Source organism: Vibrio azureus, assembly GCF_002849855.1.
Lineage (GTDB): Bacteria > Pseudomonadota > Gammaproteobacteria > Enterobacterales > Vibrionaceae > Vibrio > Vibrio azureus.
The window spans coordinates 1048028-1064581 of record NZ_CP018617.1 but is presented as its reverse complement, the minus strand read 5'-3'; the positions used below and the strand labels follow the sequence as shown (position 1 = coordinate 1064581).

The following is a 16554-nucleotide window of genomic DNA, read 5'->3' as shown; positions in this document are numbered from 1 at the left end:
CCTTTAAAGAAACTTACAAGTACTTTTAATGAGGTTATTGAAAGTATTTGGGGATATTTCATTTGAATTTTAAATTTTTCGAAGGGTGGAAACTTTTCTTTTTAGTTAGTGTCTTACAATGTCGGAAATATAAATAAAGATGGTTATCATCAAGGAAAACCCGTTATGATAAAAAATTATATCTTGCTCTCAACCCTTGTTACTGGCTTTGCCAATGCCGATGTACCTACTTGGTCTTTTAAAACCGATGTGAGGTTTGAATCGTCAGGTGCTTTCATGTCTGTAACTGTACCTATCAATGGAAGCCCTACGACTTTCTCTTATCTACAGGATGGTAAAGAAGTGAAACGGAGCATTAGTGTTGAACTGTTAGGGACGAGTAACGAAACTGTTGATTTAAAATTGAAAATTCAAGATGGTGCTGGGAGTTTAATCGGTTCCACTCAGTTCTTAAATGCTGCTATATGCCAAGAAAATCAAGCTAAGTATGAGAAATATGAAATGAGATTTATTCCTTTCCATACGGATGCTTGTAAACAATACTTCGATGTAGAACCAAAGAAATTAGAGTCATCTAATATCACTTCAGTATCATTGCATATACCTGAAACGAAAGCTAAAAATGATTGGAATATCATCAATTTTAGTTACTCAAAAAGTGCACAGCTCAAGGATCAACCATCATTAATTCAAATTCGTCCGCTCTGTGGTGAAACAAAAGAGCTCTGTCATTATAGTTCGTCAGGATCTCCTTTTTATATGCAAAATGAAGGGATGGGCTTCTCTAAATTTAGAATTCGTGAATCAGAAATACTCACCGGTTTGACTTACTCCATATATAAGGATAACAAAGATGCATACAGAGAGAGAGGGGTGATTGAATTAGAGCCGATAGCTTTTAATCAATAGTAGTTCTCGTCTATACCCAAGTCACCTGGCTCTGAAACAAGTATCTCGGGGCCACTTGGGTATATCAAAGGCAAAAAAGCGTTGCCCTCCCACCTTTTTAGTGCATTCCCTTCCATCGTGTAAGTACATGCTCATTGTACTTTTTGAATAGCCCTTATCTTCAGTGAGCCAGCCCAAATAAACCTCATAACAAGTTGAACTCCACATTCTGACACTCTAATGTATGCATTTAGTTGCCTATTTGTTTTTTCATGGGTTGACTTTTATTTCATGAAGTATTGTCTGTGAGTGTGATCACTGTACAGGATACTAATGATGTCCAAATAGCTGCCTGTTCAAGCACCTCTGAGTCAAATAATCGTTTGAAATCAGTCCAGAATATTGAGCTGAGCGTTTGTCTTTTAGGCATTTTCATCAATCAGCACAGAAAAAAATGAGGAGTTTTACATCGACTGCTCTTTGTGATGAGGTTGATTGAGTTTAGTTTGAGGAGACTTGGGCATAGCGATTGGTTTAATGGTATGAATGGTAATTAATTTTTATGAAAAGGATATTTATGAATAACAATGTCTTGATTTTGGCCAGTGTGATGGGGTTATTGAACCCATTACACGATGCACTTGCTCACCAGACTTCTTCGCTTGATGGAAGTGAGTTCATCGGCATTGGAGGTACTGAACCCTCCCAGCAACTTAGCTACCCAGAGACCCAAAAGGGTGATGTTGTCGATGAATATTTTGGTCACCAAATTCAGGATCCCTATAGATGGCTTGAAGATGATCGAAGCGTAGAGACAGCAGAATGGGTGCAGGCGCAAAACAGCGTGACTTTTCAGTACCTAGAACAGATCGAGTATAGAGAACACATCAAAGAGCGATTAACGGCCTTGATGAGCTATGAAAAACTAGGGCGTCCTTTTAAAGAAGGGGAATACCAATACTTTTATAAAAATGATGGGTTACAGAACCAGAGCGTGCTCTACCGACAGCGAGAGGGCCAAGAGCCAGAGGTCTTTATCGATCCCAATACTTTTAGCGAAGATGGCACCACTTCTTTATCTGATGTGAGCTTTTCCCCCGATGGTTCAAGAGTCGCTTACAGTATATCGGAAGGAGGAAGTGACTGGCGTAAAGTGATCACGATAGAGACAGAAACGAAGCGTGTGATTGGTGAGACACTTAAGGACATTAAGTTCAGTGAAATCAGTTGGTTTGGAAACGAGGGCTTTTATTACTCCAGCTATGATAAGCCAAGCGGCAGTGAAATGTCAGACAAAACGGATCAACATAAGCTGTATTATCATCAGCTTGGGTTAAGCCAAGAGGAAGACAGATTGATCTTCGGCGGCAAAGATGAGGAAAAGCATCGTTATGTTTCTGGAGAGATATCCAGTGATCAACGCTACCTGTTCATCAGTGCAAGTACTTCAACATCAGGTAATAAGTTATTCTTTAAAGACCTTTTAGAGGTTGGTAGCTCCATTCAGACAATTGTAAATAATACTGACTCCGATACTGAACTGCTTAAAGTCAATAATGGTATTGCTTACTTTGTGACGAATTTCAATGCGCCAAATAAGCGTGTTGTTAAAGTCGACCTGAAGGCTCCGCAACCAGAAAATTGGCAAGATGTGATCCCTGAAACGGATCAGGTGCTGAATATTTCGATGGCGGGTGGTTTTTTATTTGCACGCTATATGGTCGATGCGATGTCTAAGGTGAAGCAATATGACATGCAAGGACTGTTTGTTCGTGATATTGCCTTGCCAGGGTTAGGAAGTGTGACGGGCTTTAATGGTAAAGAAAGTCAAACGGAGGTTTATTACTCTTTTTCTAACTACAAAACACCAAAAACAACGTATCGCTTCAATGTGTTAACGGGGCAAAGTGAATGGTCTAGCCGCTCAAATGTTCCATTTGATACTGAACAATATGAATCAAAGCAGGTATTTTATTCCTCTAAAGATGGAACCCGCATACCTATGGTGGTTACTTACAAAAAGGGCACGCCAATGGACGGCAGTGTCCCAACGATTCTTTATGGTTATGGTGGGTTTAATATCAGTATCACGCCTCGCTTTAGAGCCAGAGAAGCGGCTTGGTTAGAGCTTGGAGGCATATATGCCGTAGCTAATATTCGAGGTGGTGGAGAGTATGGTAAACGTTGGCATGACGCGGGGACTCAAATGCAAAAACAAAATGTGTTTGATGACTTTATCGCAGCAGCAGAGTTTTTAATCAACGAGAAATATACCTCGAGTAGCAAATTAGCCATTAGTGGGGCCTCTAACGGAGGATTATTGGTTGGAGCAGTGATGACTCAACGTCCCGAATTGTTTCAGGTGGCGCTCCCTGCCGTTGGGGTACTCGATATGCTGCGTTATCACACCTTCACCGCTGGAGCTGGGTGGGCATACGATTATGGCACTGCGGAACAGAGTGAAGAAATGTTTCAGTATTTAAGGCAGTACTCGCCAGTCCATAATGTTCAGGTAGGAACCTCTTACCCAGCAACATTAGTCACAACTGGGGATCATGATGATCGTGTTGTTCCTGCACACTCGTACAAGTTCGCAGCGGAACTCCAATCTAAGCAAGAAGGCGCTCTACCGACGTTATTACGAATTGAGACGAACGGGGGGCATGGTGCTGGAACGCCAACGCATAAAATTATTGATAAATATGCAGATGTGTATGCGTTTACTTTATTTAATATGGGTATAACAAGCTTACATTAACCATCAAAACTTACATTAGCGATCAAATTAGGCTGCCATTTTCGGCAGCCTTGTTACGTTTACCCTATACCCTATATCTAAGGGTATAGGGTCAACTTTGAAAGTGACCTCCAGATTCTTAATTTGGAGGCCTTTAATGTTATCTGGGCGTTATTTATGTATTGAAAGCATTAATTTGGGCAAGGTAAAACGCGCAGAGTATAAGTTTGATTATCACTAAGTGGTGGAGCGTAAAAAACGCCACATTCGGTCATACTCGCGTTAGCACTATCTTTGCGTGCGATGACCACTTCACGCTGGTTAGAACTCTGAGGAGGTCTAATAATTTTCCAATCGGGGTCGGGTCCATCTAGTCCTTTAACGAGTAAAGGTAGGCTTTCATTATCGGCATCTGGGTAGCCATAGAGAAATACACAATTTTTGGGACCATTGAGCTGACAACCATCAAAAGGAAGGGATTGCTTCGGAGTAATGTCAGTAGACACAACATTAGAAACATAGGGTAAGTTTTCTTGACTATTGGCGGCGAGCTTGGCATATCCTATGCCTAATGCAGAAGCTATAGCCCCTTTCATCCCTTCTAAACTTGCTGAACGAGCATCATCTTGTAGATCTAAAAATTTTGGTGCGGCGATAACGGCTAAGATACCCAAGATAACAATGACAACCACAAGTTCAATTAAAGTAAAGCCTAGTTTGTTTTTCATAAATCCCCTTTAATATCAATGTTTAGTGTGTTTTCTTGGCCCGGAGGTACAAACCCAGAACGTTTCCTTGAGTTGGCTTTTAGGGTACTGGGGCAGATATAATGCATTTGAAGTGTAAGATAACAACTCGTAACGTCAAGCAGTCCAAACAAAGTAACGTTACTGCTCATTTTTATTATCTTCTTAGCTTTCCTTGAATCCGACGCTATTGACATTTTTCTTAAGCAAGTATTTTTCAACCATTAAAGTATGTGGCATAATTCAATGGTTTATAATCTAAATGACAGAAAATGATGTGGTCAATAAATTTTGATTCAATGACGTGGGTCGCGATGGGGCTGATATTTCTTGGGTCTTATGTACAAACGGCCATTGGCTTTGGTCTAGCTATTGTTTCAGCGCCGCTCCTTATTCTATGGGCACCAGAATACGTACCCGCTCCGATTTGTCTCGTGGCGTTATTTATTTCTTTATTAAATAGTATGAAACACCGCAGTAGCATTGAAATCGGTGGCCTGAAAATGGCGCTGTTGGGCAGAGTACCGGGTTCTATAGTTGGGGGGATGTTATTGTTTTATGTTTCTACACAAGCTTTAACTCTCTGGATTGGTTGCTTGGTGCTATTTGCTGTCCTTGTCAGTGTATTGCCCTTTAGAATTGAACCAACCCCTAACAGAATGTTTTCTGCGGGTTTTTTCTCTGGGCTTTTTGGGACGAGCTCTGCAATAGGGGGGCCGCCAATGGCGTTATTACTACAACATCAAGAAGCCAACCAGTTACGCGGTAACTTATCTGCATTCTTTGTATGTAGCTCTATCATATCCCTTATAATTCAGATACCTGCTGGCTTTTTTAATGTTCAATACTTTATGTTGACATTACCATTGTTACCCGCTGCCGCTCTTGGTTACTGGTTAGCAATTCAAACAACGCAAAAATTACCTAAAGAAAAAGTGAGGCTTGGGGCGCTTACGTTGTGTTTTGTTTGTGGTGTAACAGCTGTAATTGAGGCTTTGATATCTATACCCAAGTGACTTCAAGATGCTTGATTCAGTGACACGCTCCCAAAGGGCGAGCGACTTTTACTCTCAGACTTTATTAACGATTCTCAATGTAGAACCATTATATCTTTGAATCGTTGCCGCGCCTGAGAGCTAAGGCCATCTCGCTGAAAACAGTATCTTAAGGTTATTTGGATATAAGTAACTTCAGAAATTCTGAATCATGGTTCTTGAAGGCACATGAAGAAAGCTTGTACGCCTCCCAAAAATAATGTTACAGAAAAAGTCATACATGTGTTTAAAGTGCAAGCATTCACATTGTCGAAGATTTATCAACGATGTGGTGAGTTTGAGTTATGCTAATTACCAAGTTGCCCCGTTAGTCTAGGGGCTCCTAGCCAAATTGACGTTGTTAGTGAACAGCCTTGTTCTTCTAACGAAGCCAATCACTTTTTGTGATTGGCTTTATTTTTCTACGCTATCCAGAGCGATCAAGGCTTTAGATTATTTAGCTATCGTAATCCAGACGAGACGATGATCTGAGGATACTTTCTTACCATTACCTTGCTCTCCAAGGCGTTGATCATTGACAAGGGGGTAACCTTGTTGATAAGAAGCTGGCCAATAAACACCCGATTGAACTACCTTGAGATTTGCTGAAGGAATTGCGTAGTCGACACCGAGACCAAAAGTTGACGTAAGCCTATCTGGTCTTGGGTGTGAAGATGAGCTATCAGCAGCATGCTCATCAGCGCCTAGGCTGTTTGGATATAAAGATCCGTTCATGACATGTTGATTAACCAGTGGATCATTATGAAGTTCTTGCATGATCTCGCTAAAACCATCTCCAGCTAAAGGATCCAAGTTCTGATCGCCCATGATGACAAATTTTGCTCCACTTTCTAATCCACCTTTTAATCCATTGTCATCATAAAAATAGTTTTCTCCTCGGATGTAATGGTGCCAAAATGCAACTTCAGCGCCATTTTGTTGTTTGTTCTTGCCTGAGTCGAAGACTGGAGGAGTAGGGTGAGACATTAATAAGTGAACGGTTTCATTTCCACCTTCAGTTGGGATGACAATTGGGGCATCAACATGGTTTTTAGATGAAAGACGAATCTGCTGCCATTCTTCGTCATTATACCAGTTGTCTCCACAGGACATCCCTTGTGGTAGTGAGATCGAGCCATCACAAACGGTAATTGTTGGAATACCTTCACCTTTCATATCCTTCCATTTAAAAGTTTGGAAAGTACGAGTATGATCGGAATCTATTTTATAACGAGAGAGCAACGCAAAAGCATATTGTCCATGGTAACGACCAAACCCCCAGCTGTCACCAGGTAGCTTACCTATAATCCCATCGTTATTGAGATCTAACTGACTGTTCAGTCCAGTATTGGTTGAATAAGATTCGAAATATGGGTAAGTAATAGGGGATAGGTTGGCTGATTTACCAGCACCATCAAGACTTTGAGCAACAGAAAGGTAATTACGTTGGAAGCCTTCTAGCGCCGCTTTATTTTCACCAGTACCATCATTATTGAATTCAGCCATCATTAATACATCTGGGCGGTTTTTTTGTATAATTGCGGCTACATTTCTAATTTGAATAACTTTTTCAGCAAGGCTTCTATCATTACTGCTAATGGTGTTGTCGAAATAGCCGCGAACTAACGCATTTTGTTTTTCTGGCTCAATTTGCATCTCAGAAAGTAGAGTCTCAAAGGAGTCACGATCAAAAGAAAGGTTATATGTGGCTATTTTTATCGATGTTGACTCTTGAGTTGATTCTGAACTGTCTTGGCAACCCGTTAAGAGAAGTGCACTGACTAACAGCGCGAGAGAGGATTTTATCATAACCTTGTTGATATTGTATTTAGTAAAAGTGAGCGGATACTAAAACGAACTGACCCATTTTAAAGTGATCTACGTCATGCAAACGTTTGCTTTATAGTGTGTTTAACGATTTAAATTGTGATTTATCCTAGGTTTGCTCATTAAATAAACAAAAAATATACTCAGGTAAAGTCCAGTAAGGAGCGAGATAGGAAAATGTATCAAGGATATCAACAAAACTTGTCTTTAATGATCTCTCCTTGGCTTTCTGTCGAGCCTTTATGTACAAGTCATGCCTCTGGTTTACTCAAAGCGGTTAACTCATCCCGTGAAAACTTATCTCTCTATCTACCTTGGGTTAATACTGTCAGGACAGAGCGAGGGGCCATAAATTACATCAAAGACAGAATCGGTATTCCCTTACCAGAAGTCTTCTGGGTTGCTTTGATGCGCAATGGTGTTTTTATTGGTGTCTTTGGCATTAAGGGGCTGAATACGGAAAACGGGAGCGCGGAGATTGCTTACTGGCTGACAGAAGCAGGGAGAGGTTACGGTGTTATCGGCGCGGTACTCAATACATTCTTACCATTGATAAGAAAGCGTGGAAAAATACAAACTTTGCAGTTTCAGTGTATGGAAAATAACCCTGCAAGTATCAAAATTGCTCAACGCGCTGGCGCTGTTTTTAAAGACTATATTTCTCATGAATTCTATGGTTTGGGAGCTGATAAGCAATTAGGTGTTTATGAGTTATACTTGGCTTGTTCTGATGATCAAGATAAGTGTTGATGGTAAAAATAAGGAGCAAGGTATGAACGCCATTATAGAAATTGATGTTGGCAAAACATTACTGCAAAAGTTTGAACAACTGCAACATGCCTACAAAGCTGACCCTTATCCAAACCTCGCAACACGAAAAGAAAAGCTGTTGCTTTTAAAGCAGCAATTACTTACTCATGAACAAGAGTTAATCCAAGCCGTTAATGACGATTTTGGGTATCGTTCTGCATTTGACACTATGATGGCTGATGTCATGCCTAGCGTTACTCAAATTAGCTACACATTAAAAAACTTGGAAAAATGGTGCAAGCCAAGTTCTCGCCATGCTGGTTGGTTACTTTCGCCTTCTAGAGTTCGTGTTGAATATCAACCTTTAGGAGTGGTGGGCATTATATCTCCATGGAACTTTCCTATCTTGTTGAGTTTATCTCCTCTTATTACTGCCATCGCCGCTGGCAATAAAGCCATGATAAAATTAAGTGAGTTTACGCCGAGAACAAACAAAGTCCTCATCAATGTATGCCGTCAGTTAAGCGATGACGTCCAAATTGTAGAAGGAGAGACTGAGGTTGCTCAAGCATTTACTCAACTGCCTTTTAATCATCTCTTTTTTACTGGTTCAACCAATGTAGGTCGCTCAGTAGCTAAAGCTGCTGCAGAAAACTTGACGCCGATTACTTTGGAGTTGGGAGGTAAATCACCGGTGATCATCGCTGATGACATCAATCTAAAAAAAGCAGTGGATGCAGTGCTTCTAGGTAAATGTATGAATGCTGGACAGATTTGTGTTGCTCCAGACTATGTTTTTGTTCCGGAACAGAAATTAAATGATTTTGTGACTCTTTTCTTGAAGCGCTTCAGTAAGTTTTATATTCAAACTAAACAAAATCAGCAGTTAACTCATATCATTAATCAACGCCAATATGAGCGTCTCAAAGCCTTGTTAGACGACGCTCAAAATAAAGGAGCAGAAATTCATACGGTCGAAAGCCATAGTTTGCAAGGAAGGTGTTTATACCCTCATTTAGTCACGAAAGTGTCTGAAGAGATGAAGATTATGGAGGATGAGATTTTTGGCCCTATATTGCCAATTAAGCCTTATTCAAATATTAGCCAAGTCATCGAATATATAAATAACAAGCCGAGACCGCTAGCGCTCTATATCATGTCTGAAGAAAAGCCATTAATCGATAGAATTGTTAGTAGTACACATAGTGGCGGTGTGGGGATTAATGACACCATTCTACATGTCGCTGCTGAGGATGCTCCTTTTGGAGGAATAGGGGCATCTGGAATGGGGCATTACCATGCGGAAGAGGGATTTAAAACTTTCAGTCATGCCAAAACCGTTTTTCACACGCCGACATGGCTACCTCGAGCTCGATTATTGAGCAGACGAAGAGATCAAGCTATGAAAATATTGCGTAAGGTTTTTATTCGTTAAAGTTCAGGTCCCTACCCAAGTGATCGATAACTGTGGCGGAGCCAGAATATGAAAGGTGGCCTGTATCCGTGTACATAGCGTCGTGTTCACCTAATGCCATTTTACATACTCCTTCCGGGCATATTACCGAGGTGAGGTCTATGAAGGTAACGTGTTTAAATGCTGATAAATATTGGGAAAGTTCGGTGATGTGTTGATAAAAACCTGGGGCTGGAGCGAAGTCACAGTTCTCGTTGCCATCGTCATTAAACATTTTTTCTTTCCACAGGCATTGGCCAATGTGCTTTGGAGCTGAGGGGGGCGGTCCAACAACAATGACATCTTTTGAACTTAGCTCGAGTAAAAGCTCACCAAAAGATTGTTCATATTCGTGATTAGATAGCTCTTTATCGAAGTTAGAAGAAATCACCACTTGTTCAATGGATGGCGTTGTTAGAATCGTTTCGAGCGATTGTGTAAAAAAGTCACCACATCTAAGGTTAACAGCATCCCTTATATGATCAATATAGCCAATGGCACAAGAATCTTGGGTCAGTTGAACCACACCTGAAGGCGTTTTATGAGCTAAAGGAGTAACAAGTACCATACTGTAGCTATTACCTAATACCGCCGTTGTGGGCGTTGTACTGGAAGAGCATTGAGCATTGATGACACTGTTTCCGTTACACTCTAGTCCATAGCCATTATTGACTTTCATTGCTGCAAAAAAAGCATTTCGCTCAGGAAAACCACCATTCTTATGCCCCCAAACCCCTAAAGTTATCAGTAGAACAGATAGAGAGAAAATGAAGGCTGTTAGTGTCGGCATGGAAATGACATTGCGCCGACGAAAAGGCTTTTCAACAAAACGCCAAGAAGCGTAAGACAGCAGGAATAGAAGGAGAGTATAGGTAAAAAGGTGGAAGTGTTGCTCTGCTAGATAACGGTAGAAAACTAATATTGGGATGTGCCATAAATAGAGGCTATAACTCATCAGGCCGATAAAAACGACAGGTTGTAAGCTTAAAGTTTTACCGAATAAGGTCTCTTTTGAAGTGAATAGGATCATCATGGCACTGCCCATGACTGGAATCACTAATAATGTCCCTGCTGCCCCTTTTGATTCATTAAATGCAATGGCTGCATACAAAACCAATATAAAGCCGATGATAGCGAGGATGTTATTCGGCCTTATTTGTGTTCGGATCATGCATAAGGCAACCAATGAGCCAGCTGCAAGCTCCCAAGCTCTGGTGAAAATCAAATAAAAGACAAAATCTGCATTCGCTTTTAGCATTTGCGTCGCAAGCAGACTTGAGACAAACACCCCGATAAAAAAGAACAAATACCACAACCAATTACCTCTTGAAAGCAGGATCAAAAGAAGCGGAATAAACAGGTAATACTGTTCTTCTACTCCCAAGCTCCAAGTGTGAAAGAGCGGGTTAGACTCTTCTTCAAGTCCAAAGTAGTTATGTCCTTTTAAATACAAGAGGATATTGGAAGCCGAGAGTATGGAAGAAGTAGCAAACTGGCCGACATCTTTATGACTTTGAGGTAAAAATAGCCACCAAGAGAGCACATAAGTCACGGTGATGACGACTAATAAGACCGGAATAATACGTCTAATTCTTCGTTCGTAGAAGTTAGCCAAACGAAATTGGTTTGAATTTAAATCATGTAAGATGATGGTTGTGATCAAATACCCACTGATAACGAAAAACACATCCACGCCGATGTAACCACCCGAGAAGAATGAAATGTCAGCATGAAATAACACCACTAGAATAACGGCTATCGCTCTCATTCCATCGATTTCAGGTCGATATGTCATATCTGTCTCCTTGCAATATCGACTTCAGTGAGATGAATGTCGTTAGTGCCAAAATAAAACGTCGAAATCCTTTGGTACCTATTGTATGTGGAGTGATGAGAGTAGAGTTATCTCCTATTTAACAGAAGTTAAAGAGATAGAAAGAAGTGCTTCCAACTCCTCATGAGTAAGTAGATCGTGAACATCTGCCTGTTGTGTACCTCGGTCAGTAAACCCTGCATGACTGAGTAGGGATTTTTTTTGTTGTGGTGTTAGGTCATTAACTAATTGAAGGAATTGCGAAAAATCTTTGTTATTCATGGCTGGAACGCTCCGTGTCTCAGGATGTTAGGTAGTAAACAGTTCTAAGCCATTTTAGTTAGGTAGCCATTAATTTTCTTTTTAATATCAATTAATTGTTCACTGACGAGTAGGATTTGATCCTCACTAGGTGCAATGTGTTGATTTGTAGACGCCTCTATTATTTTTAGTCGTTCTACAACAGCATCTACACCAAATGATGATAGCACCCCTTTCAAGCTATGGGCAAAAATAAACAGTTCTGACCAGCTCTCATTATTATATAAATTGATTATAGTATTAGAGGCATCAGAGTACTCTTCAAGGTAGGCAAGAAAAACCATTTGGATTATCACAGGATCATTATCCATGTATCTATTCAGCTCTTCGAAGTTAATCATGAGGCCTCTCCTTGAGTCGCCCTTATATCAAAAGGAGGGGGAAGGGTGGTTGAAAAAGCCCCTGATATATAGTCGTTCAACCACATGTTCCAATTCGGCGGTAGAGAACATTTCTGTAAATATTGGACAGTGTTTTGTTCGGCTTGGTTCTTTTTGAGAGCATCATCGTTGCAAAGAGATAGCAATTTCATTTCTATCGAAAAGGGATAACGTTCCTGGGAAAAGTCACGTGGGTGATCCTTTTCCTCGAGAAGCAATTTATGATCAGAAGTGTTAGACCGAGAGAGAAGCACTAAACTATGTCTGATGCTGAGTTCACCGAAATGCTCTAATAAGGGTAACGAATGTCGAAGCATGACTAGGGGCATTTTGTATAAGTTTTCGTAGTAATGACTGAGAGCAAAAAGCAGCTTTTTATGGGCCTTTTCTGGTTCCCCATCCGTTAAAAGTAGCCGACATTGGGTTAATTGTTTAAAAGCAGAAAGAGCCACCCGCTGTTGGGTATGAAGCTGACGATGAATCAGTAGAAACATTGTGTTTAAATTATGCAGCATTTCTTTTCTGCTTTGAGGTGTGTTCAATTTCTTGAAATGTTCCATGATAAAGTCGACATAGCTAAACATGGCGTTTAGCCACAGACTGTCAGTAGCAGAGACTTTTTGTGCAAAAGTATGACCTAATTCATAAAGTTTACTTAAATTCCCCAGCTTTGAGGTGATTCTTACTGCAGTGATCATCCTTTGGCTACTACTCGGTGTTAACTCAAATGCTCTATAAGCATAAGTAAATGCGGTATTAAGCTCGTTGAGGGACTCATACAAACCAGTGAGGTTATCTATTGCTCTTAAACAGAGGGGATTGCGGGTAACAAAGTCTGATAAAGTCATAGCCGCTTGTTGTAACTGCCCTTTATGAAGCAGCAGGAAAGCTTCAGCACATACTTTACTGGCATGATCTTTAGTAGAACAAAAAGGGAGAAACGCTTCTAGATCTGAGTGCATCTGTTGTTCGACTAATGTATCGATGAGTAACGATTCGACATTAAGGCTGTTAGGGTATTGACGTTTGATAGAGATTAATTCATTTAAGCTGACCTTATTCAGCTTACAAAGTTGTTGCTCGACATTTGCAAGGTCAGTTTGCTCTTTCATTCCTGCTAGGATTCTTGCTTTTAATGCCTTTGTTTGCAGAGGTTTAGTTAGCATATACCGCACTCTTCCAGATAACGCGGTGAGGACGGTTTCTTGACTTGCGTCTCCTGAAATCATGAGGACGGCGGTGGTATCGGAGATCACTTTAGCTCGGCTCATTAAATTAATCAGTTCAACGCCAGTAAAGTTGTAAGAGAGATGGTAGTCGACGATGAGGCATGAATAAAAACGAGATTTGGCAGTGCTTAAAGCCTCAGATGCAGAGTGGACACAGGTAATATTATTTGTGTCGGCTCCTAATGAAATTAGCTGCTGCCTAATCAGGACGGTTGATGTCTTGCAATCATCAATGACCAAGATAGTTAATTGGTTAAGACCTGCTTTTTGCTCTGTATCCAAAGTCAATCTCTCTTTTATTCGGATGTGATCGATATCTTGCTTCATCAAATGCATCACATCATGACAGTTAATAATTACTGCTCAGGAACTGTTCAGGTGACGAATATTGTATCCAAAAGAAATCATTGTGCGCTTGTCGTCTCATTGAGACCAATAAATTTGAATCATTTTTGTGCTATTGACCACAATAAAGGTGTGTAATTGGTTTTACTTATCTATTGATAGTTTGATCTTTATATAAAAACAACTATTACTAATCCTTTTTATTGGTACGGTGTGCTATAAGTTTGTTTTAGGGGCGTATAAATCTTGCCAGGCTATACACCTACTAAAACTGATGTCAATCAAATTTAATGAGGGTGTTTTTATGAATGACAAGGAATACGATTATCCTGCGAGCTACAACCTAATTTCTATTACTGATCCTTCCAGTTACATAAAGTATGCCAGTGCAAACTTCAATGAAGTGGCCGGGTTTGATGACAAGGAATTGATAGGTCAGCCGCATAATATTGTCCGTCATCCAGACATGCCACCTCGAGCGTTTGAAGATATGTGGGCTCACCTCAAGGCGGGTAAGCATTGGATGGGGATGGTAAAAAATAAAAGAAAGCATGGTGGTTACTACTGGGTAGATGCCTTTGCTTCTCCAATAAAATACAAGGGCGAAACTGTAGAGTATCAATCAGTTAGGTTTAAACCCGACCGAGCTTATGTAAAACGTGCGGAAAAAGCCTATGCCAAGATGCGTAATAACAGCCAGCCCTTTCAAATGTTCCTTCCAAGAACTCGGCTATGGATGCGCTCAGCACTGTTTATTATCTTATCTAGCCTTGTAGGTTACGGACTGATACACAATGGGCAATCGCCACTACTCAGTTTTGGCGTCGTAGCGATATTGTCCACTTTGGCGACCTATATTCTGACTAGACCGATTGAAAAATTGACTAAACAATGTCGAAAGGATTTTAATAACCCTTTGATGGAATACATATATTGCGGAAAAATCAATGACCTCTCTGAGATTGAGTTGGCTTTAAAAATGCGCAAACAATACGCTGACGCATTGCTCGGACGAATCAGTATTTCAGTGAAAGACTCATGCGATATAACGAGTATTAATGCCAATCGTGCTGCAGAAAATAGTGATCGTGTTACCAGTAACTTGAGTGAACAAAAGACAGAGATAGACTCAGTTGCGACCGCTGTTAATGAGATGCAAGCTTCATCTTCTGAGATCTCAACCAATGCTCAGGCTACTGCAGATGCGACGGTTAAAGCACAAGACACGATGACTCAAAGCCGTGAAGTCATCGATGAAGTCAATCACTCGGTGTTGGGCTTAGTGAAAGAATTAGGTGATATTTCTGATGTTGTACTCCGCCTAAACCATCAAACAGAGCAAATTGGTACGGTGATCGAAGTTATCAATGATATTGCCGAGCAAACGAACCTCTTAGCCCTAAATGCTGCTATCGAAGCCGCGAGGGCTGGCGATCAAGGACGAGGTTTTGCTGTTGTTGCTGATGAAGTGAGAACCTTGGCAAAAAGAACTCAGGATTCGACAACAGAAATAAAATCTGCGATCGAAAGTATTCAAAGTGGCAGCCAGTCTGCAGTTTCTGCTCTAGAAAAAGGCAATGATATGTCGACAGGAACCGTATCGCTACTCGGTACTGCTTTAGAAAGTATTCAAGACCTTGAGCGCTTAGTACAGGATGTTGTTGAAAGAAATCAACAAGTCGCTGTTGCCATAGAAGAGCAGGTTTATGTGACCGATGAGATTAATCAAAATATTCAGATATTGAACCTTAAATACAATGAGTCATATGACCTGATGACAGAAACCAATCAAATGAATTCCAGCGTCAAAGAGAGCAGTAAGGATTTATCTGAAATGATCAGTAAATTTGCATCAAATCAGTAATCAATAGGTTCGGATAAAATTTAACCTCGAAAGATATACAGACCCTAGCTATATTTACATTTGAATAGATTGTAATTTAATACTGTATACGTGGTGGTGGTTAAATGAGGTTTATTATTAAAATTGGAGCTATTGGTTGTCTATTGAGTCAAAATGCACTTGCTGAAATAGAGTCCATTTATCCCTTTTTTGGAGGCAGCGTTGGTTACCAATTGTCGCAAGATAACTTATACAACCATGATCCAAAGGGAGCGATATTTGGCTTGTTCGCAGGCCTCAGGTTTTCACCAACATGGTCTTGGGACTTTGAGTATCAAGACCACCAAAAGTTAAAGGCAACCGCAACTGACATAGAAGTAAAAACGTGGTTCTTACAAACTGCAATTCGTTATGATTGGCCATTCAAGCAAGATATGGCTTTATATGGTAGATTAGGTGGAGCGTATTGGGATCTCGATAAGAAAGCCCCTGCAGTAGACGGGAATGATAAAACAGGTTTTTCTCCTCTTGCAGAGTTAGGTTTAAGCTATTCATTGTCCCCAACTCTGGATATGTCGATAGGGTACCAGTACATAGATCGCATCGGCACCTCAAATACCGGTTATTACGACAGTCATGCCGCCATTCTTCGCCTTTCATATGCCTTCCAGTATAAAGGCATAGAGGACTCAGTTGGAGAATCTTTCGTGGGTGAGCCTCTTGCTGAGGAACTTTTAAAACTTGAAGCTGAACCTCCAGTATCAAACAGCCCAGTGTCGCATCACGCATTTCAGCGAACATCATCGAATAAAAATTGCCATTTTGCGTTTGGGAAGATAGAACTCAATCAAGAATGTCAGCAGTGGTTACAGGCTTATATTCAAACCCTAAAGAAGTACCCACAAGCTAAGGCAAGGATCACAGCACATACGGACTCTACGGGTTCCTCAACACATAATAAGAATTTATCGCAAAAAAGAGCAGAAAGTGTCGCTCAGTTTTTCATTGAAAGTGGCGTCAATAGCGAACAGTTAACCGCAGTTGGCTTAGGGGAAGTGGCGCCTATAGCGAGTAATTCAACAAAGCAAGGGAGAGCGCAAAATCGTCGAATCGAAGTGACAATTTTTGAGTATGATTATTAAGAGCAAGCAAAATCAATGAAAGGCTGATTTAGTTGAGTGTGATTGA

General features: G+C 40.6%; 13 protein-coding genes. 7 read left to right on the top strand and 6 right to left on the bottom strand.

The genetic code is table 11. The annotated features are described in order from the left end of the window. The first annotated feature begins 165 nt into the window (after positions 1 to 165). Positions 166 to 909 (top strand): hypothetical protein, encoded by a 744-nt coding sequence (locus BS333_RS18465; RefSeq protein WP_021710504.1) that lies wholly within the window; start codon positions 166 to 168, stop codon positions 907 to 909. Between the two features lie 556 nt (positions 910 to 1465). After that, positions 1466 to 3646 (top strand): prolyl oligopeptidase family serine peptidase, encoded by a 2181-nt coding sequence (locus BS333_RS18460; RefSeq protein WP_081638557.1) that lies wholly within the window; start codon positions 1466 to 1468, stop codon positions 3644 to 3646. 170 nt (positions 3647 to 3816) lie between these two features. On the opposite strand, the gene BS333_RS18455 is transcribed toward BS333_RS18460, so the two are convergent. Continuing rightward, on the bottom strand, positions 3817 to 4353 hold the full coding sequence (locus BS333_RS18455) for a prepilin-type N-terminal cleavage/methylation domain-containing protein (RefSeq protein WP_021710502.1): 537 nt from the start codon (positions 4351 to 4353) through the stop codon (positions 3817 to 3819). Between the two features lie 302 nt (positions 4354 to 4655). Between BS333_RS18455 and BS333_RS18445 the strand changes: the two genes are divergently transcribed. After that, positions 4656 to 5387 carry a sulfite exporter TauE/SafE family protein gene (locus tag BS333_RS18445; protein WP_081638559.1) on the top strand — a complete coding sequence of 244 codons (732 nt, stop codon included), beginning with the start codon at positions 4656 to 4658 and terminating at the stop codon, positions 5385 to 5387. A 471-nt stretch (positions 5388 to 5858) separates the two neighbouring features. Here BS333_RS18445 and BS333_RS18440 read toward each other — a convergent pair whose 3' ends face one another. After that, positions 5859 to 7214, bottom strand: a complete 1356-nt coding sequence (locus BS333_RS18440; protein WP_021710500.1) for an endonuclease/exonuclease/phosphatase family protein — start codon at positions 7212 to 7214, stop codon at positions 5859 to 5861. Positions 7215 to 7409: 195 nt separating this feature from the next. On the opposite strand from BS333_RS18440, the gene BS333_RS18435 reads away from it, so the two are divergent. Further along, positions 7410 to 7982: a GNAT family N-acetyltransferase gene (locus tag BS333_RS18435; RefSeq protein WP_021710499.1), complete on the top strand. Its 573-nt coding sequence runs from the start codon at positions 7410 to 7412 to the stop codon at positions 7980 to 7982. A 22-nt stretch (positions 7983 to 8004) separates the two neighbouring features. Continuing rightward, the gene (locus BS333_RS18430; protein ID WP_021710498.1) at positions 8005 to 9417 is read left to right on the top strand and encodes a coniferyl aldehyde dehydrogenase; all 1413 of its coding nucleotides are present in this window, start codon (positions 8005 to 8007) and stop codon (positions 9415 to 9417) included. On the opposite strand, the gene BS333_RS18425 is transcribed toward BS333_RS18430, so the two are convergent. From BS333_RS18425 to BS333_RS18410, 4 genes are all read right to left on the bottom strand, one after another. After that, positions 9407 to 11230 carry an acyltransferase family protein gene (locus BS333_RS18425; protein ID WP_021710497.1) on the bottom strand — a complete coding sequence of 608 codons (1824 nt, stop codon included), beginning with the start codon at positions 11228 to 11230 and terminating at the stop codon, positions 9407 to 9409. The two genes, BS333_RS18430 and BS333_RS18425, sit on opposite strands and share 11 nt — an antisense overlap. A gap of 114 nt (positions 11231 to 11344) precedes the next feature. After that, positions 11345 to 11530 (bottom strand): hypothetical protein, encoded by a 186-nt coding sequence (locus tag BS333_RS18420; protein WP_021710496.1) that lies wholly within the window; start codon positions 11528 to 11530, stop codon positions 11345 to 11347. 44 nt (positions 11531 to 11574) lie between these two features. Continuing rightward, a complete protein-coding gene (locus BS333_RS18415; RefSeq protein WP_021710495.1) occupies positions 11575 to 11910 on the bottom strand; it encodes an Hpt domain-containing protein in 336 nt (111 codons plus the stop codon). Continuing rightward, positions 11907 to 13505: a response regulator gene (locus tag BS333_RS18410; RefSeq protein WP_081638558.1), complete on the bottom strand. Its 1599-nt coding sequence runs from the start codon at positions 13503 to 13505 to the stop codon at positions 11907 to 11909. Before BS333_RS18410 ends, BS333_RS18415 begins: the two co-directional genes overlap by 4 nt. Positions 13506 to 13827: 322 nt before the next feature. Between BS333_RS18410 and BS333_RS18405 the strand changes: the two genes are divergently transcribed. Both BS333_RS18405 and BS333_RS18400 read left to right on the top strand, forming a co-directional pair. Continuing rightward, positions 13828 to 15387, top strand: coding sequence for a methyl-accepting chemotaxis protein (locus tag BS333_RS18405; RefSeq protein ID WP_021710493.1), 1560 nt, complete (start codon positions 13828 to 13830; stop codon positions 15385 to 15387). A gap of 104 nt (positions 15388 to 15491) precedes the next feature. Then, positions 15492 to 16508: an OmpA family protein gene (locus BS333_RS18400; RefSeq protein WP_021710492.1), complete on the top strand. Its 1017-nt coding sequence runs from the start codon at positions 15492 to 15494 to the stop codon at positions 16506 to 16508. Positions 16509 to 16554: the final 46 nt, after the last annotated feature.